Annotated in this window: 12 protein-coding genes and 1 tRNA gene; 5 read left to right on the top strand and 8 right to left on the bottom strand. The window is 61.1% G+C overall.

The window, feature by feature from the left end; all coding sequences use genetic code 11:
• Nucleotides 1-76 precede the first annotated feature (76 nt).
• The gene (locus RBI05_RS12915; protein WP_310551400.1) at nt 77-3,592 is read left to right on the top strand and encodes a DEAD/DEAH box helicase; all 3,516 of its coding nucleotides are present in this window, start codon (nt 77-79) and stop codon (nt 3,590-3,592) included.
• Between the two features lie 281 nt (nt 3,593-3,873).
• Here RBI05_RS12915 and RBI05_RS12910 read toward each other — a convergent pair whose 3' ends face one another.
• Genes RBI05_RS12910 through RBI05_RS12900 form a run of 3 tightly spaced genes read right to left on the bottom strand, consistent with a single transcriptional unit; the run spans nt 3,874 to nt 6,714 of the window.
• The gene (locus RBI05_RS12910) at nt 3,874-4,992 is read right to left on the bottom strand and encodes a glycosyltransferase family 2 protein (RefSeq protein ID WP_310551399.1); all 1,119 of its coding nucleotides are present in this window, start codon (nt 4,990-4,992) and stop codon (nt 3,874-3,876) included.
• A 17-nt stretch (nt 4,993-5,009) separates the two neighbouring features.
• Nucleotides 5,010-6,323, bottom strand: a complete 1,314-nt coding sequence (locus RBI05_RS12905) for an exosporium glycoprotein BclB-related protein (protein WP_310551398.1) — start codon at nt 6,321-6,323, stop codon at nt 5,010-5,012.
• 34 nt (nt 6,324-6,357) lie between these two features.
• Complete coding sequence (locus tag RBI05_RS12900) at nt 6,358-6,714, bottom strand: hypothetical protein (protein WP_310551397.1); 357 nt, start codon at nt 6,712-6,714, stop codon at nt 6,358-6,360.
• A gap of 410 nt (nt 6,715-7,124) precedes the next feature.
• Between RBI05_RS12900 and RBI05_RS12895 the strand changes: the two genes are divergently transcribed.
• Nucleotides 7,125-9,005, top strand: coding sequence for an arginine--tRNA ligase (locus RBI05_RS12895; protein ID WP_310551396.1), 1,881 nt, complete (start codon nt 7,125-7,127; stop codon nt 9,003-9,005).
• 81 nt (nt 9,006-9,086) lie between these two features.
• On the opposite strand, the gene RBI05_RS12890 is transcribed toward RBI05_RS12895, so the two are convergent.
• Nucleotides 9,087-9,160, bottom strand: a tRNA-Arg gene (locus tag RBI05_RS12890).
• 117 nt (nt 9,161-9,277) lie between these two features.
• A complete protein-coding gene (locus tag RBI05_RS12885) occupies nt 9,278-9,634 on the bottom strand; it encodes a hypothetical protein (RefSeq protein ID WP_150458995.1) in 357 nt (118 codons plus the stop codon).
• A gap of 367 nt (nt 9,635-10,001) precedes the next feature.
• Here RBI05_RS12885 and RBI05_RS12880 point away from each other — a divergent pair, with 367 nt between their 5' ends.
• The 3 genes from RBI05_RS12880 to asnB all read left to right on the top strand — a co-directional run bounded on the left by RBI05_RS12880 (nt 10,002) and on the right by asnB (nt 15,473).
• Complete coding sequence (locus RBI05_RS12880; RefSeq protein WP_310551395.1) at nt 10,002-12,245, top strand: B12-binding domain-containing radical SAM protein; 2,244 nt, start codon at nt 10,002-10,004, stop codon at nt 12,243-12,245.
• Nucleotides 12,242-13,528: an MFS transporter gene (locus RBI05_RS12875; RefSeq protein WP_310551394.1), complete on the top strand. Its 1,287-nt coding sequence runs from the start codon at nt 12,242-12,244 to the stop codon at nt 13,526-13,528. Before RBI05_RS12880 ends, RBI05_RS12875 begins: the two co-directional genes overlap by 4 nt.
• 100 nt (nt 13,529-13,628) lie before the next feature.
• Complete coding sequence (gene asnB, locus RBI05_RS12870; protein ID WP_310551393.1) at nt 13,629-15,473, top strand: asparagine synthase (glutamine-hydrolyzing); 1,845 nt, start codon at nt 13,629-13,631, stop codon at nt 15,471-15,473.
• A gap of 110 nt (nt 15,474-15,583) precedes the next feature.
• Here the strand turns inward: asnB and RBI05_RS12865 are convergent, their stop codons facing one another.
• Genes RBI05_RS12865 through RBI05_RS12855 form a run of 3 tightly spaced genes read right to left on the bottom strand, consistent with a single transcriptional unit; the run spans nt 15,584 to nt 18,438 of the window.
• A complete protein-coding gene (locus RBI05_RS12865) occupies nt 15,584-16,972 on the bottom strand; it encodes a HAMP domain-containing sensor histidine kinase (RefSeq protein WP_310551440.1) in 1,389 nt (462 codons plus the stop codon).
• A gap of 14 nt (nt 16,973-16,986) precedes the next feature.
• Complete coding sequence (locus tag RBI05_RS12860; protein ID WP_310551392.1) at nt 16,987-17,649, bottom strand: response regulator transcription factor; 663 nt, start codon at nt 17,647-17,649, stop codon at nt 16,987-16,989.
• Nucleotides 17,650-17,682: 33 nt separating this feature from the next.
• Nucleotides 17,683-18,438, bottom strand: a complete 756-nt coding sequence (locus tag RBI05_RS12855; RefSeq protein ID WP_310551391.1) for a lantibiotic immunity ABC transporter MutG family permease subunit — start codon at nt 18,436-18,438, stop codon at nt 17,683-17,685.
• Nucleotide 18,439: the final 1 nt, after the last annotated feature.

Below are 18,439 nucleotides of genomic sequence, written 5' to 3'. Positions count from 1 at the left end.
GAAATCCGTCTTGAACTTGGGCGCGCGTCCCGTCCGTCGTATACTGGAGGGTAACATCCCACATTCAACGGAGGTTATGAATCATGAACGGGAAGCACACAAGTCCCGCCGGCGAAGACCTGCGGGGCGTTCGGCCGGCAGCGGGCCGGCCGGAGAGCAGAGCATGAGCCGCGCTCTGACGGTTCCGGAGCGGGTTATTGCCCTGCTCTGCGGTCCCGGGGCGGCCGCAGCCGGGAGAAGCTTATGGAAGGAAGGGAATGTCCGCCTGACGCGGCGGCGGAATGAGCAGCGGGAAGACGCCCCCTCCTCTTCCCATCCAGCGGTTACGCGCTATGAAGGGCGCGTCAAGGAACACGGCATCCACGAGGTCGCGGCGGAGATTGACGAAGACGGCAGCGTGCAGGCCGAATGCACCTGCGGTGACTATGCCCGCAGCGGCGCTTACTGCCGCCATATTGCCGCCCTGCTCGTCGCCGTGCTGGAGACGGACGGCGGAGAGCCGGAACAACCGGTCAGACGCCCCGGTATGGGCTCCGCGGAATCCCCCGCAGAAGTCTCCTCTGCTCCGGACGGACATGCCGCCGACCGCGACCGCCTGCTCGTCGGCGGGCTGATGGAGGTCTTCGGCCGTTCCGTTCCCCGTCCGAGCCGGGCGGGCGTCTATGCCGAGAACCGGCAGGAGCTGAAGGTGGAATGGAGGCTTGAATGGATTCCCGGCGCGGCGGGAGAGAACCTGCTTGCAGCCGGAATGAGCGCGGGGACGCAGCGTCCGGCGGAGGTGCGGGATATCCGGGGCTTCCTTGAACGCATCCGGCGCGGCGAGCGCTGTGTGCCGACCCGTTCCTTCCGCTATGAGCCGGTCCGCCACTGCTTCTCTCCCGCGGACGACGAAGTTATCCGCGGCCTGCTCGGCGTCATGCAGGACGAGAAGCTGTACCGGGCTCTTCCTGCGCCGGACACCGGCTCGCTGCCGATCCCTCCGGCGCTCTGGGAGGGCTTGCTTCCCCGGCTTGCGGCGGCGCCCTCCGTCTTCGTGGAACAGCCGGACGGGACAACCGAACCCTTCCGCCCGGGAGGGGGACCGCTTCCTCTCGTCTTCCGCCTGCGGGGAGACGCGGAAGACGCCGCCTGCCGGCTGGAAATGGACGGGCTGGAGCAGGTAATTCCCCTGCCCGCCTATGGCTGCGCTCTCGCCGGGGGGCGGCTGATCCGCCTCGCGGCCGGAGGGGCCGAGCGCCTGGCCGCCCTGATGCGTCTGAACGACTCGGCGGGCTGGGACGGCATCCGGATCGCAGAGAGCCAGACGGGAGCTTTTATGGATACGGTGGTGCCGGGCTTGTCTCTCTTGGGACGCGTGGAGATCGACGATTCGCTCGCCCGGCGCATTCTCCGTACGCCGCTGCGGGCTAGGCTGTACCTGGACCGGGTCCGGGAGCGGCTGCTCGCCGGGCTGGAATTCCAGTACGGCGATTATGTCTTCAATCCGCTGGAGGAGCAGGAACCGCGGCAGGACGGGAGCCCGATTGTGGTGCGGGACACGGAAGCCGAGGAACGGATTCTCGCGCTGATGGACCAGGAGGCGGTTCTGCGCACGGAGAGCGGCTTTATCATGAGCGGCGAGGAGGCCGAGTTCGACTTCCTGCATGATACCGTCCCTCTGCTGGAGCCGCTGCTGGAGGTCTATGCCACAACGGCCGTCAAGGAGCGGATTCGGATTCCCTCCGCTCCCCCGCGCATCCGCATGAGCTGGGAAGACAAGACCGACTGGCTGGAATGCGCCTTCGAGCTGGAGGGAATCCCCCGGCAGGAAATCGCGGAGGTGCTGGCTGCGCTGGAGGAGAAGCGCCGTTACTACCGGCTGAAGTCGGGAGCTCTCGCGCCGCTGACCGGCGAGGCCTTCCGGTCCCTGCTGGCCTTCATGAATGAAGCGGGCGTCCGCGCCGCCGATCTTCAGGAAGCCGCGAAGCTCCATCTGCCGGTAAATGCGCTGCTGCCGCTGGCCGGACACTTGCAGGAGAACGGCGAATTCGCCGCCGTTGTCCGGCCCGACGCCGGGCTGCGCCGGCTGCTTCATGAGATTCGCCATCCGGAGGACGGCGCCGATCCGCTTCCGTCCTCGCTGGCGCCTGTGCTCCGGGATTATCAGCGCACCGGCTTCCGCTGGCTGAAGACGCTGGCGCGCTACCGGTTCGGCGGCGTGCTGGCCGACGATATGGGACTGGGGAAGACGATCCAGGCTATCGCCTTCCTGCTGTCGGAGCATCGGCCCGAGAACAGCAGCGGGGACGAAGAAGGGGATGGCAAGGGCGGAGATACCAAGGGCGGTAACGGGGCCGACGCAAGGGAACCCGCCCGAGCCGCCAAGGATGCGGACAGCGCGCTCCCTCCTTCGCTGGTCGTTGCGCCCGCTTCGCTGGTCTACAACTGGCTGGCCGAGCTGGCCCGGTTCGCTCCCGGTCTGAAAGCCGCGGTCATTGACGGCTCGCCGGCGGAACGGGAACGGTTGCTAGCCAACGCCGACGGCGCGGACGTGCTGATTGTGTCGTATCCGCTGCTGCGCCGCGACATCCGCAAGTACCGGGAACGCCGCTTCCACACGCTCCTGCTGGATGAGGCCCAGTTCATCAAGAACGCTGCGACCCAGACGGCGCAGGCGGTCAAGCAGCTCTCCGCCGCGCACCGCTTCGGACTGACGGGGACGCCGGTCGAGAATGCGAAGGAGGAGCTGTGGTCGATCTTCGGGGCGGTGTTTCCGGGGCTGTTCCCGGACAAGCAGGCGTATCACGGAATGCCCCGGGAAGCTATCGCCCGCAAGGCGCGGCCGTTCCTGCTCCGGCGGCTTCGCAGCGAGGTGCTGACCGAGCTGCCGGAGCGGATTGAGTCCGTTCAGACCTCGGTGCTGTATCCCGAGCAGAAGAAGCTCTATCTCGCCTATCTGGCCCGGCTTCAGAAAGAGACGCTCAAAGCGCTGACGCGCGACGAATTCGGCGTCAACCGCATCCGCGTGCTGGCCGGACTGACCCGCCTGCGCCAGCTCTGCTGCCATCCCGCGCTCTTCGTCGATGGCTATAAAGGCGGTTCCGCCAAATTCGATCAGCTGCTGGAGATTGTGGAGGAATGCCGAAGCGCAGGCAAAAGGGCCCTGATCTTCTCCCAGTTCACGGAGATGCTGGATCTCATCCGCCGGGAGCTGGCCCGGCGCGCTGTTCCGTTCTTCTATCTCGACGGCTCGACGCCGCCGGAGGAACGGGTCCGGCTCTCGGAGCGCTATAATCGCGGAGAATCGGAGTTTTTTCTCATCTCGCTGAAGGCAGGGGGCACCGGACTGAATCTCACGGGAGCCGACACGGTCATTCTTTATGATCTGTGGTGGAACCCCGCTGTTGAAGAGCAGGCCGCAGGCCGCGCTCACCGGATGGGTCAGAAGCGGGTGGTGCAGGTCATCCGCATGCTGGCCCAGGGAACGGTCGAGGACAAGATGTTCGAACTGCAGCAGCGCAAAAGGGATCTGATCGACGCGCTCGTTCAGCCGGGCTCCGAGGATCTCGCCGCACTTGGCGAGCAGGAAATACGGGACCTGCTGTCGCTGTAGCCCCCTGCACGGACGGCCGGGCAGTCCGAGTAACGGATGCCGGGACGGTCTGTAGCGGCAACCCGGACAGCGCGGTACCGGTCCCGGGGAGAAGATGCGACAGCCGGACGGCAAAAGTCAGGAGCCGGCCCATCCCCTGCCGCCGCACGCCATAGAAGCCTTGACGGAGCAATCCGCCAAGGCTTCTTTTGCGATACACGTACAAGCTTCTCCCAATCCCGGCAAGAAGGCAGGAGCAGACAAACGGGCGGGCCGTTGCCTCTCCACCTCTGTCCGTCCGCTTAAATCTTCCCGGCCCCTCCTGACTTTTCCCCCGGACAGTCTCCGTCTGGTCCAAGCTTCTCCCGGAAGTATCGGCGGTTGTGCAGCAGGCTTGGGTGAGAGGGCGCATACGCCAACGCCTGTTCATTATGCCAATGAGCCCTGCGAAGGTCTCCCAGACGGTGATGGCAGAGACAGAGCTGAAGATGAGGCAGCCAGGTAGACGCCGCCGCGTTCTGTATTCCCATCCCATTCTCCGGACGCCGGGCCGTCAGCGCCTGTTCGTACCAGTAGATGGCCTGCCCGAATCGCTGTTCTTCCCAGAAAAAATGGCCAAGCGCGCAGCAGTTCTCCGGGCGGGGGACATCGTGAAGCAGCGTCCCGCACAACGCCCGAAATCCGCCCGGTCGGTCATCGAGCTTCATCCGGCATTCCGCAAGCTTCAGACCCGCCTGGATATTGTCCTCCACCCATCCCTGGCCGCCGTCAAGAAAACGCTCATACTGTCCGGCCGCTTCCCTCCACTGTCCGTGATCCCTCAGCTCATTGGCGTAATAGTAGACATCTCTCGGAGTAAAAGCTTCGCCCCGCTCCGCCCGTTCCCGGTAGATGCGGAGATTGCGGTCGGAGTGGCCCTTCTCCTTGAGATGGGTGACGCACACTTCGCTGTCCAGTCCCGGTCCGTCCGCCGCCAGATACTCATGGACCGCTCCGATCCACTGAAATCCGCATTCCCGCCGGACCAGCCGGTTGCGGCGCAGACTGTAGACGACATTTCCGCTGCTGTCGAAGGCCAGATGATAGGGCATGGTTACGCGGCGGCAGCCGGGAGGAAGCGCGGCCTTCAGCTCCATCATGCGCTCCCGGTCCCGCTCTTTCAGAATATCGTCGGCATCCAGCCAGAACAGATACTCGCAGGATGCGAGACTGAAGGCATAATTCCGCGCAGCGGCAAAATCGTCCCTCCATTCAAAGGTGCAGACGCGGGCGCCGAAGCGGGCCGCCACTTCCTTCGTACGGTCCTCGGAGCCCGTATCGACCACAATCATCTCGTCGGCAACCCCCAGAACGGAAGAGAGGCAGCGAGCCAGCGCCTTCTCCTCGTCCCGGACAATCATGCACAGACTTATAGTTGGCATGGCAGTCCCGTCTTTCGCTAGGAGATCGAGAGGCCGGCGCTTGCATATCCGGCGACTGTCGAAGCCACATCCAGTCCGGCGGTAACATTGGCGCTGAATACAAGCAGCAGACGCTCCCCGGCGGTCACCGGAATGCTAAGTCCGCTGGTCACTCCGCTGGAAATGCTGCCTGTGCCCACGATTCCGGTCAGAGGAGGCGTCAGCGTTACAACAGCGCCCGGCACAGCCGTAAAGGTGTTGTCCGGAACCCCGGACCGGTAGAGCTGGGCGGTAATCGTGACTGTGCTGCCCACCAGAGCCAGGCTTGCCGTCGTGCTGAAATAAGCGGCGAGCGAGGTGACCGTACCGTCCCGCGGAACGGAAAAAGCGAAGTTGAGCAGCGTTCCGCCCGCTCCGGTCAAATCAATGACGCCCCCCGCCGTAGAAATGCCGGTAACATTGCTTCCGAAGCCGACCAGACTGGAGGTATTCAGCAGTCCTCCGAGCACCGTGGTCAGAGCCGTCGGCAGCCCTGAAGCAAACGGGATGACCGCTCCGTCTCCGGGAATCCCTGTAGCTCCGGCCGGACCGGCAGGACCGGTATCTCCCGTCGGACCGGTCGGACCGGTCGGGCCGGTCGGGCCGGTATCGCCTTCGAGACCGGTCGCGCCGGTTGGACCCGTCGGGCCTGCCGGGCCAATGTCTCCGGTCGCCCCCGTCGGGCCGGTCGGGCCAGTCGGGCCCGTTGCGCCTGCCGGACCGACATCTCCCGTCGCCCCCGTCGGTCCGGTCGGGCCCGTTGCGCCTGCCGGGCCAATGTCTCCGGTCACGCCGGTTGGACCCGTCGGGCCTGTTGCGCCTGCCGGGCCGACATCTCCAGTCGCCCCCGTCGGGCCGGTCGGGCCCGTTGCGCCTGTCGGGCCGACATCTCCCGGAGCCCCCGTCGCTCCGGTCGGACCAGTCGGGCCGGCCGGGCCCGTGATGCCATAATCGCTAAATAGTTCGCCGGCTACCAGCCGATGGGCATCGACCAGCTGCCCGCCTGAATTTTTGCCCCAGAACGAAATTTTGACCGGATCTGCCCCGGCCGCTCCCGCCGTTGTCTCGAATTCGAACTCCAGTGCGTCCAGATTGGCATAATAGGTCCGGGTCACCGATCCCCCCGGCGGGGCAGCCACCAGTTCGTCCACATAGAGCACGCGAACGCCGGTTATATAATACCCTCGCACATGCGTAGTCAGCGTCTCCAGCCCGTCGCTGTTATCCATACGGACGGTTACCTGCTGCGTTGGTCTCAGCCCGGTAAGGGCATTGGCCCCGTTCTCAATAGGTCCCGTCGAATAGAGTGCCATATTTTCTCCCCGCTTTCTTGTTCGTATAGGACGCTTATCCGTTTGCCCGCAGTTCACGGACCAGCACCCGATGCACCGCATTTAATCCCCCGTCCGGGCCGATACCTCCGGCAAAAATCCGCACCCGGTCCCCGGCTTCCTCATTCACCGTGAACCGGTATTCCAGTCCGTCGAAATTGGCGTAGTACGTGCGCACACTCGCCTGGTTCGGAGCCAGTGCAATGTATTCGCTGACGTAAAGCGTATGGGTCGGTCCGAGGATATACCCCTCGATCAGGACGCCCGCTGCGGCTGACGGGTGGGCATTGAGCAGGCGAACCGTCAGCTGCGCGGTGGTGCGGGACGCGTCTGTCAGCGGGTTGTCGATCGGACCCGTTGAATACTCCGGCACTTGAAATCACCTCCGATTTCCGCCGCTTCCGATAAACGGCTTGCCCTATTCTATGATTTCGTGAAGCGTTCGGCATGGATGCCGGCCTTGCATGATCCGGAAATTCCGCTATACTGATACATAATTATATTCAAGCTGATGATCGGGAGAGTAACCGTGGAAGCAGGATCAGTCCCAGCGAGCCGGAGCAGGTGTGAACCGGTACGATCCGTGCGGCGAAGCGCACCCGGGAGGCGGGCTATTGAACAGCGGAGACGGCGCTACGCCGGATGCCCAAGTAGATGACCCCGGCAGCAGACCGTTATCTGGGAAGCGGCAGGCCTCTTCGCCTGCAAGTAGAGTGGTACCGCGAGCCCCGTCCTCGTCTCTTATCAGAGACGGGGACTTTTCTATTTCGGGAGGAATCAGGAATGCAGAGACAAGAGATCGAGGCTGTTATTCAAACAGGGACGGAGCAGGCGCTTCGCCGCCTGAACCGTCTGGATGGTCTGGATATTGCGGTGCGGATGGAACAGCCCGCCAACCCGCTGCACGGAGATTATTCCAGCAACATCGCCATGCAGCTGGCCGGGAAGCTGCGCAGACCTCCGATGGAGCTCGCGGCGCTGATTAAGGCAGAATGCGAAGGCTTATGGGGAACGAAACAAATCCTTCCGCTCATTGATCGAATTGAGATCGCTTCTCCCGGCTTCCTGAACGTATATATAGATTGGAAGGCATGGGCTCGCCGGGCTCCGTCCTCCGTGTTTTCAGGCCGGGCCGGCAAAACTATCGTGGAGCACACCAGTGTGAACCCGAATAAATCCATGCATATCGGTCATTTGCGAAATTCCTGCATCGGAGACACGCTTGCCCGGCTTCTGCGCCGGACCGGGAGTGAGGTCGAGGTTCATTATTATGTTGACGACCTGGGCAACCAGCTTGCCGACACGGTCGTGGGACTAATGGAAATTCCACTGGATAGTCCCCAATCCCGGTTCGGCGATTTCTGCTGGAACCTCTATGCCGCAATCAATCAGACCTATGAGCAGCATCCCGAACTGCTGAACAGACGTTCCGAGATTCTGCACGATCTGGAAGCAGGAGACAATAACACCGCCTGGTTCGGTGCGCTGGTCGCCGAGAAGATTATCCGTGAACATTTGGCTGAGATGAAGAGGTTTGGCATCCGCTATGATGTGCTCGTCTGGGAGAGCGCCATTGTGCGCGAGGGCCTGTGGGACGCCGCATTCAAGCAGCTGAAGAAGACTTCGAAGTTTGTTCTTGAACGTGAAGGACCGCAAGCCGGCTGCTGGGTTCTTAGGGTTGGGGACGAAAGCGCCTCTGCTGCATGCAGTCCGCATCTGACAGATAAGGTTCTGGTCCGTTCTAACGGAATTTTGACCTATACGGCCAAAGATATCGCTTATCATCTGTGGAAATTCGGCCTGCTGGACCATGAACTCCGGTACTCGGAATTCGTTGGAGGCGTGTCTTCTACAGATCCTTCAGGTGAGCCGGGTCTATTCGGCAAGGCTGATGCGGTTGTTAATGTCATCGACGTGCGGCAGGAATATCCGCAGCAGGTAATACGCGGGGCGCTCCAAGCCATGGGTTACGGGAGTCAGGCCGAGCGCCTGCACCACGCTTCTTACGGGGTGGTATCGCTGAGCCCGGCTACGGCAGCGGAACTCGGGATCGACATATCGGACGGACGATCCTCCTACGTGATGTCCGGCCGTCAAGGGATCGGCATCAAGATCAGCGAACTGCTGGACCGGATGGAGTCGGCGCTTCCGGATAGCCGGGGCTCCGGGGAGGGACTTTCTTCCCGCACGATCGCCGCAGCCGCAATCCGTTATTATCTGCTTCGCTTCAGCCTCGATACAGAGATTGTGTTCGACATGAAGCAGGCGACAGAAATGGCAGGCAACACAGGGGTTTATCTGATGTACGCCCATGCCCGCGCTTCCAATGTGCTGTCCAAGGGTCAGCCTATCAGCTCCCCGAATCCTATGGAGCCTCCCGAATCCATGCCTGAAGAACCGGAGCAAGCCGAGCGCCTGCTGATACGCTCTATCGCAGGATGGCCGGATGCGCTGGAACGTGCGTCCGCCGCGCTGGCCCCGCAGATGCTCTGTTCTTATGCTTATCAGTTGGCGACCCATTTCAATCAGTTCTACACGGCTTGCCCGATCCTGAGAGCAGAATCGGCGACAGCAAGATATCGGCTGTGGCTTACCGCACGTTTTGCCGCTACGCTCAAAGATGCGCTCGAGGTTATCGGCTTGCCTGCACCCGAACGACTGTAGACAGCCGCCCGTTCCGCTCTTTCCCGAACTAATCCCTCAGACAACGCAAAGAAGCCTTCCCGAAGGAAGGCTTCTTGTCTACGTCCCAGGAGGGATTCGAACCCCCGACCGTACGCTTAGAAGGCGTATGCTCTATCCAACTGAGCTACTGGGACACAGGTATGTATTGCCGCAGGCGTTATTATTATATAACGGAATGGCGCTTACTTTCAAGCCTCGGGCGGGCAAAAGAATCGGCGGGAACGGCTGTCCCCGCCGCGGCACGCTTCGCGTTACGGATAGCTGCGGAAATGTTCGCCAAGCTGTTTTTTCAAATCGCCGAAGATCAACAGCTCACGCTGGAACTTGGAACGCTCTTCCTCGGGCGTCATGATTGGACTTCCTGTAAAAGCGCTGGCTGTCACATCGACAAAGGCGTCGTGCATGTTGTTGTCGTACCAATCGGTATCCAGAGCGGCGTCATTGGTCAGAATCCGGATAATCTCGAAGCCGTCCTCGCGGCGGTCTTCCACAATGTACACCAGCAGCGCCGGATCGCCGGCCGCTCCCGGGAGAACGCCTACTTCCGCGCAAGGCGCTCCGTCGTAATCCAGCATTCTGCGGATTTTGGCGTCTTTAATGTAATACAACGTTATCTTCCTCCTTGCCTGTCAGGGTCCTCTTCTATTCTTAGGCTAAGCACGCTCATTTTATGCTTGGTGAGTCCAATAACCATCATGCGCTAATTTATTCCAATCTATTCGGAAAATGTGCGGATTCTCATACAAGCTCAAGAACAGGAAAGATAGAATTGGATTAATTATACATTTTGGAGGTGATACGATGAGCCGCGAAGAACTGGAGATGCTGACACATATCCTGGAGGTAACCGAAGAGCGCGAAGTGCAGCCGGCGCCCCCTTCCAACATTGTCATTATCCAATAGTAGTGATCTGGACCCGCACATCTCGCCTCCCCGTTTACGGGGAGGTATTTTCCAATCAGGGAGGGGATTGTCTTGCCCAAAACGCTGCTGCTGTATCCGCCCGTCAGCGATCCGACCTCCGGCTACCACAGTCTGTGCTACTTGGAGAGCTACGCCCGCAGCTTCGGATATACGGATATCGACATCGTGGACGCCAATATCGAGGCCTGGCTGCATACCGCCGAGCCGTTGCACATCCGGGAGAGCATGGAGCATATCCGGGAACGCGTCGGGACGCTGTCCGGCTCCGTCAACCGTTCAGCTGCCGAAGAGCTAGAGCTGTTCTACGGCCTGAAGACCGCCTCTTTCCCTTTTGAAGACATGCTTCCCGAAGCCATCGGCATCCTGAGAGACCGAGAACGCTTCTTCGATTATACGCAGTATTCCTATGCGGTGGAGGCCGTCATGCTCTGGATGGACGCGCTGTCGATGCTCGGATTTCCCGGCCAGTTCAACGGTTTCTCGCTTCGCAGCCACTGGCTGTACAACCTGTTCCATTCGGGAGACCTGATGAATGCGGAGGTCATCAACCGGATTACAGCTCCTTATCACCGCTACTTTCATGAGGTGCTGGCGCCTGCATTCAGGCAGGGACACTACCGGCTGGCCGGCATCAGCGTGACTTATGTCGCGCAGATTCCTTTTGCCCTCAAGCTGGCCCAAATTCTAAAAGCAAGTGTACCGGACATTACCGTTGTACTGGGAGGAACGGCGGTGTCCGATCACTGGAAGCATATAAACGACCGCAATGCGTTCTTTGATATATTTGACAATGCCGACGCCTGCATTCTGGGCGAGGGCGAAACCGCATTTGTCGGGATTCTGAACATGCTGGAGGCCGGGGGAACGCTGTCCCCGATCGACAACGTGATCCTGAACCCCCGGCTTCCGCAGTCTGTCCCGCCGCAGAACGTTCATATCGCCTACGAGCGGCTGGAGCAGCTCTCCGTTCCCGATTACAGTCAGCTGCCCTGGAACCAATATTTGTCTCCGTTCCCCTTCGTCTACTACTCCCCTTCCCGCGGCTGCTACTGGAATAAATGCACGTTCTGCGATTATGGGCTCAACTTTGATTCTCCGACGAGCGCATGGCGGCAGCTGAACGCCGATCTCATCATGCGCGATCTTCGCGAGATTACGAAGAGCTACCCCTACATCTATTTCTCTGTCGATGTGCTGGCGCCGAGTCTGCTGCTTCGGCTGGCCGAACGGATTGTGGAAGAAGGACTGAAGCTGATCTGGAGCGCCGAAATCCGGCTTGAGGAATACTGGACCCCGGACAAATGCAGGCTGCTGCGGCAGAGCGGCTGCGTCGCGGTATCCGTCGGATTCGAGTCCGGCAATCAGCGCATTCTGAACCTGATCAACAAAGGAACAAAGGCAGACCGTCTCCAGGATACGATCCGGATCTTCTCCGAAGCCGGAATCGGGGTGCAGATTATGGGCTTTACGGGCTTTCCGACCGAGAAGCTGGAGGATGCCATGGGCTCCATCGACTTCTTGAGAGAGAACCGGGAGCTGTGGACATTCGGCGGGCTGGGCCAATTTACGCTGACGAAGGGCGCCATTGTCGCCAAGGAGCCGGAACGCTTCGGCATTGAACAGGTCAGGCCTTACCACGGCGAGGATATTGCCTGGAGACTGTTCTATAAAGAAATTGACGAGGAGAACTCCTCCAGCTCGGCATCCTCCCGCAAGCAGATTTTCTCCGCTCTGCAGTCCTTGAAGGGCCCCTGCTACGAGCGCCCCTGGACCGGCGGCATCGATACTCCGCATACGCTCTTCTATCATGAGCGGTTCGGCCCCCGGATCAATCAAGTGTTGAGGGAAGCGAGGGAGGGCGAAATGGACCGGGACCGCATCCTCTCTCTGAACGGAGTCATTGTCCGCGGCAGAGAAGGCGCCCGATTGTCCGCCTTGGTGCAGGATCCGGACGTCCTGGCGGTTCATTCGGACTCCGAGGCAGCCGGAGGTTCGCTGAATGCCCGAACCGTAAATGAGGCGCTCGAGAATCGCAGAATGAACCGCGGACCGCAGCCTGCCGCTTCGGAAGCAGCGGCATATTTTATCCGGCTGGACGGAACGGCGTTTCCGTTCCCCGAGCCGATGATTGGATTTCTGGAGGCTTTTGAGCCAGGGACAAGCCTGTCCCGGCTGCTGCGCCAACGGGGCGACAGCGCATTTGCGGTGAAGCTCTGGGAACACAGCGTCAGACACCGCTTTCTGCGCCCGGCGGACGCCGGCGTTCCTCTCTCCCGAAAGGCGGCGCCTGTATGAAGACCGCGGCGCTGACGAAGCCCGGATATGCCGGCTTGCTGAAGAGCAACGTTCCATTCAGACATCTGTGGACGGCGCGCAGTATTTCTTTTCTCGGAGATTCGCTCTATAACCTGGTCATCAGCTGGCTGATCTACTCCATGACAGGGTCGGCTCTGCAGGTAGGACTCGTGCTGGTCACCAAGTTCCTGCCCCAGATGCTGCTCGGGCTGTTCATCGGAGCCTGGGTGGACCGCCGGAACCAACAGCGTCTCATGCAGCTTGCCGATCTCGGCCAGGGGCTCTTGACGGCTTGCCTGTGGATACTCATGCTGACCGGACAGCTTCGGATCTTTCATGTTCATCTTATTACCGCAGCCCTTTCCATTCTGGCTCATCTGTTCGCCACCTCGCAGAGCTCGCGGCTTCCCGAACTCATTTCAGACAGAGCGCATTTCATGACGGCCAACTCGCTGATGTCTATTTCCCAGCAGATTACGCGCATCCTCGGCACGGTCTTCGGCGGCATGCTGATTGCTGTTATCGGGAACGGCGGAGCGGTCCTGATCAATTCGGCCAGCTTTCTGGTCTCGCTGCTGTTCATCCGAATGATCCCCTACAACATAACCACCGAGGAACGGAGAACGGGCGGCGCCCGTTCGATGTTGGCCGAAATCCGGGAAGGATGGCAATGGCTCCGCTCCCAAAAGGTGCTGATGCTGCTGATCGCTCTGGGGACGGCGACCAATATCGCGCTCGGTCCGAGCAATGTGCTGCCGCCCATGCTGATTAAGAACACTTTCCACGGCGGAACAACCGAGCTTGGACTGTTCGATGCCTGCATCGGAGCCGGTCTGCTGCTCGGCGGCCTGCTCACGGGAATCCGTTCGCCGCGCCGCGCCGGGCTGGCCTTCGTGCTGGGCCTCGGCTGCCAGGGCGCGGCCTCTCTGCTGATCGCCGCCGCTCCGGGCTTCTGGCTGGCGTGCCTCGGCAATCTTCTGCTGGGCTTCGGAGTCACCTTCTCGGTCATACCCATGAGCACCTTGTTCCAGATTCTTATTCCTCCGCCGCTGCGCGGCAGAGTGAACAGCATCAGCAGCATGGGGTTCAGCCTCTCCATCCCGGTCACCTACGGAGCCGTCGGCATTCTGGCCGATCATATCGGGACCGCAAAATGCTATGCGATTGCCGGAGCGCTGTTCCTGCTCTGCTTCCTGGCGGGCCTGCTCAGCACCGAGCTGCGCCGGGCGGATACGGGGCTGGGCCGGAGTCCGCAGCCTTCCTCCACGCAGCGTTCCGTATAAGGCCGTGCGCTTCTCTTCTCTCGGGCATCCCATGGACATACATTTTATGACCGCCTGGTACATATATCTGTATTAATTGGCCTAGAGAGGATGAACCGTCATGTGCGGAATAACCGGATTTATCGAGTGGCGCAGCGATCTGACGAACCAGTCGCAGCTCCTTGTCCAAATGACTGAAACCCTGGCGAATCGCGGACCCGACGCGGCGGGAACCTGGATCTCCGGCCCTGTGGCTCTGGGTCACCGGCGCTTGAGCGTCATCGACCCCGAGAACGGGTCCCAGCCGATGATCGCCCGCGATGAAGACCGGACGTATGCCATTGTGTATAACGGCGAATTATATAACGCCTCCGGACTTGGCAGCGAGCTGAAGCGCCGGGGCCACGTCTTCCGCACGACCTGCGATACCGAAGTGCTGCTCCATGCCTACATGGAGTGGGGCCCGGGCTGTGTGGATAAGCTGAACGGCATCTTTGCGTTCGCGGTATGGGACGGTCCGAAGGAACAGGTCTTCTTCGCCCGAGACCGGCTCGGCGTCAAGCCGCTCTTCTACAGCAAGTCGGAGGATACGCTCGTCTTCGGTTCCGAGCCGAAGGCGCTGCTTCAGCATCCCACGGTGCAGCCGGCCGTCGGGCCGGAAGGTCTGGCCGAAATCTTCATCGTCGGACCGGCCCGGACGCCCGGGCACGGCGTGTACAAAGACATCGCCGAGCTGCGGCCCGGCCATGCCATGATTTACAGCCGTTCCGGTCTGAAGCTCTACCCGTACTGGAGCCTGCAGAGCGAAGTGCATACCGACAGCGCCGAAGAGACGGCCGCCCGTGTCCGCGAACTGCTGATCGACACGCTGGAACGCCAGCTTGTCTCCGATGTCCCGGTCTGCACGCTGCTCTCCGGCGGGCTGGATTCGAGCGCGCTCTCGGCGCTGGCCGTCGCCTACTACAAGCGCACCGGCCAGGGCATGATCGATACGTATTCCGTCGATTACGTCGATAACGACAAGCATTTCCGCAGCCATGCCTTCCAGCCCGGCGCGGACGGCCCCTGGATCAAGCGAATGGTCGAAGAGCTCGGAACGAACCATCATAATGTCGCATTCGACACCCCCGAGCTGGTGCAGGCGCTGGACAGCGCGCTCTACGCGCGCGATCTGCCCGGCATGACGGACGTCGACTCCTCGCTGTATCTGTTCTGCCGCGAGATCAAGAAGGACGCCACCGTTGCCATCTCCGGCGAAGCGGCCGACGAAATCTTCGGCGGCTATCCGTGGTTTCACCGGGAAGAAGCGCTGAATTCCGGCACTTTTCCCTGGTCGGTCGCTCCGAAGATGCGCGAGAGCCTGCTCTCGCCGGAACTGCGGGAGTGGATTCGGCCGCTGGAATATCTCGGCGACCGCTACAGCGATGCCGTCGCCGAGGTACCGAAGCTTGCCGGAGAGAACCCCAAGCAGGCGCAGATGCGCGTCATGTCCTACCTCAACATCACCCGGTTCATGCCGACGCTTCTCGACCGCAAGGACCGGATGAGCATGGGCGTTGGCCTGGAAGTCCGCGTTCCTTACTGCGACCACCGGCTCGTTCAGTATGTATTCAATATTCCCTGGGAAATCAAGACGGTCGGAGGCCGGGAGAAAGGCATTCTGCGCAAAGCGCTCGAAGGCATCCTGCCTGACGACGTCCTCTACCGGAAGAAGAGCCCTTACCCCAAGACGCATAATCCCAATTATTTAAGCGCCGTACGGAGCCGGGCCTTGGCGGTGCTCGACGATCCGTCTTCCCCTCTGCTGCAGCTTGTCGATGCCGCCCAGATCCGGGAAATCGCCGCTTCGCCCGAATCCTCCAGCAACCTGCCCTGGTTCGGCCAGTTGATGAGCGGCCCGCAGCTCTTTGCCTATCTTGCCCAGGTGGACCTCTGGCTGCGGACGTATAACGTTACGATTAAATGACTTAGATGAGTAAACGCTAAATGACCGATTAAAAACCCGCTTAATCAGCGGGTTTCGCTATGTCCGGCTATGGGCTGCCAACCCGGCAGCCTGATGGAATGCAGCCTATCCTAGCTGCCCGGGCGCGGGGGCGGGGAACTGGTATTCGTCTTATTCACCGCTCCAACCGCCACGCTCACGGTCACCTTCGCCCCGCCGGCAGGGGTATTCTCAAGCAACAGCTTCCCTCCGTGCTGCTGCGCGGCGGATTCCGTGATGCTGAGGCCCATGCCGTGGTGGCGGCCGGACGCCCGGCTCCGGTCGCCCATATAGAACTGCGCTGCGGCTTCCCGCAATTCGGCCGGGGAGAAGCCGCAGCCGGTATCCGTAACGGTGAAGAATACGGCGGCCCCATCGCTTCGGACCTCCAGGGTTACGCTCCCCTGCGAAGGGGTGTGCTCGACGGCATTGGCGATCACATTGACGATGCCCCGCAGAAGCAGGTCCTTATTCATCGGAATGCGCTCGGGCAGCGCCTCCTGAACACGAACCTGCGCTGCCATGTTCTTGCCCGCGCACAGAGCCCGCAGCGGGTTCTCCAGCTCTTCAAGGAAGTCCCGAAGACGTACCGGCGCCGTTCTCTGTACGGCGGTGGACTGCATGCCGGACAAATCGATGACCTCCTGCACGAAGGCTTCGATGTCCTCCGCGCTCTTCAGGATGTACCCGTTGCATTCCCGCTGAACCTCGTCCCGGGTCATCTCCTGCAGCAGCTCTGCATTGCCCCGGATGATCGTCAGCGGGGTCTTGATGTCGTGCGCCAGCGCGGAGATCTGCTCGCGCCGGGTACGCTCCAGCTCCCACTGCCGGGTCAAGGAAGCGCGCAGAGCGTCCTTCATCTGCTCCAGAGAAGCCAGCACTTCATCAATCTCCCGGATGCCGCTCGGCTTCGCGGAGAACTCCAGATTCTCGCGCCGAATATGATCCGTAGCTTCCTGGAGACCGGCCATCTTCTGCGTCAGCTTCCGGCCGAACCGGGCCGCGAGAACGGCGGCCAGCAGCAGAATCCCGAGGATGAAGAGCAGAATGCCCAGAAGCTGCGGATTCGGCAGGTGACTGCGCAGCCAGGGCGAATCGTACTGCGGCGTCAGGCTATACCGGAAGATCCAATAGGCCTCTCCGCTTCGAACAGCGGTATAGAAGTGCGAGTCCCGGCTCTTGCCCTCACGGGCGATCTTCCAGGCGCGGCTTGCCTCCCGTTCGCTCAGACTGCCGGACAGCCGCTTGCCTTCCGCGGTAAATACGGCATAATCCGCCAGCTTCGGCGCGAAGCCGGACCCAAGGCTGCCGCTTGCAAGCTGCTCCTTGGCGAAGGCAATCTCCTTCTCCGCGTAGTTGGCGGGCAGCACTACATTGAAGGAGAACGCGGCCGTGAACAACCCCAGCAAGAGGAGGAGCAGCAGGATGGTGCCCGCGCTGAGGAAGAGAAGGTATTGCAGAAAAAAGGTGCGCAGGCGCATCTTTGACACTTTTGCTACAGCTTCCACTTGTAACCAATCCCCCAGACCGTCCCGATGGCTTCGATGTCCGCTTGGTTCAGCTTGGCGCGGATGTTCTTGATGTGCTCTGTAATGGCGCTGCTGTCGCTCTCGCCCTCAAAGCCGAAGACCGCCTCATAGATATGCTCTTTGGAGAAGACCTGTCCCCGGTTCCGCGCCAGGAATTCGCAGATTTCGTATTCGCTCTTAGTCAGGGGCACCTTCCGGCCGCAGACGAACAGTTCTTTCCCCGAGAGATTGAAATGAACGTGATCCAAACAGAGCACCCTCCGCCGCTCCCGCCGCTCCCGTCTGAGGTGGGCGTTGATCCGTGCCCGCAGAGCCCCGATTCCGAAGGGCTTCAGAAGATACTCGTCCGCTCCCAGCCCCAGGCCGTACATCAGATCGCTCTCCAGCGTCTTCGCCGTCAGGAACAGAATCGGGCAATCCACCGCTGTGCGGATCTCCCGGCATAGCGTAAATCCGTCAATGCCGGGCATCATTACATCGAGCAGGATCAGGTCATAGATTCCCAGATTCAGCCCGCGCACCAGGGCCGGATCGCGGAGTGTGGTGACGAGATGGCCATCGGCGCTCAAAGCCCTCTCGATCAGCGCCAAGATGGCGGGTTCGTCGTCGACAGCGAGTATTTGGGTCATATACGGTTCCCCCCGGTTTCTAAGCAGTCTGGCCTAACGATCAGCCGTCCGCCCTTCCCAGCGATTAAACCAGAAGCCGGACAGGACGGCAGCCGTTAACGTTGCAAGGATACATCCGGCAATTCCGGCATCTGCCTGCAATTCGCGAAGAGGAAGCGAAGTTCCTGCCCAGTGAAGCGTCCAGACCGAAATCAGGCGGACACCCCAGGCAAAAGGCACATACGGCCAAATCCCCTCGCCCAAACCGGTCAGCATCAGGGCTGCCGTCAGACTTCCTCCGATTCCGATTCCGATGGACGGTCCGCGGCCGAGCCGCAGGCTGATGTAGCTGTGCAGCAGATAGAGAAACATATTGCACCCGAACAGAAGACCGGCCCCGCTCCAGTAAAAGGCCATTCCCAGGCTGTCCTCTCCCAGCAGCTCGCGAAACCCGATGCCGAACAAGGCGACGGCTGCCAGGACAGCGCCGAGACCATAGACCAGCAGCAGCAGCAGCTTGCTGGCATAGACCTTGATCCGCAGGGCAGGAAGCGCCAGCATCCCCTGAAACTGCCCCGCCGCCTCCTGCTCGGCCATCATGGAACAGATCAGGGCAATCAGGGTGGGCATCGCGCAGCCCAGTACTTGAAGATACGCCTGCACCTTGTCGGCAGCGCTCCACGGCGAGTAGGAGTAATAGGCCAGGAAGACCGCAGCCGCGAGGAGCGGAGCCAGCAGATGAAGGAGCAGGAAGGGCGTGCGCCGGGTCTTGAGCAGGTCGGCCTTGAAGAGTGCGGACAAAGAAGCCATG

This window comes from Paenibacillus glufosinatiresistens, from assembly GCF_031470375.1.
Classification (GTDB): domain Bacteria; phylum Bacillota; class Bacilli; order Paenibacillales; family Paenibacillaceae; genus Paenibacillus_AQ; species Paenibacillus_AQ glufosinatiresistens.
The sequence above is the reverse complement of the archived record's forward strand: the minus strand, read 5'-3'. Positions and strand labels throughout refer to the sequence as shown.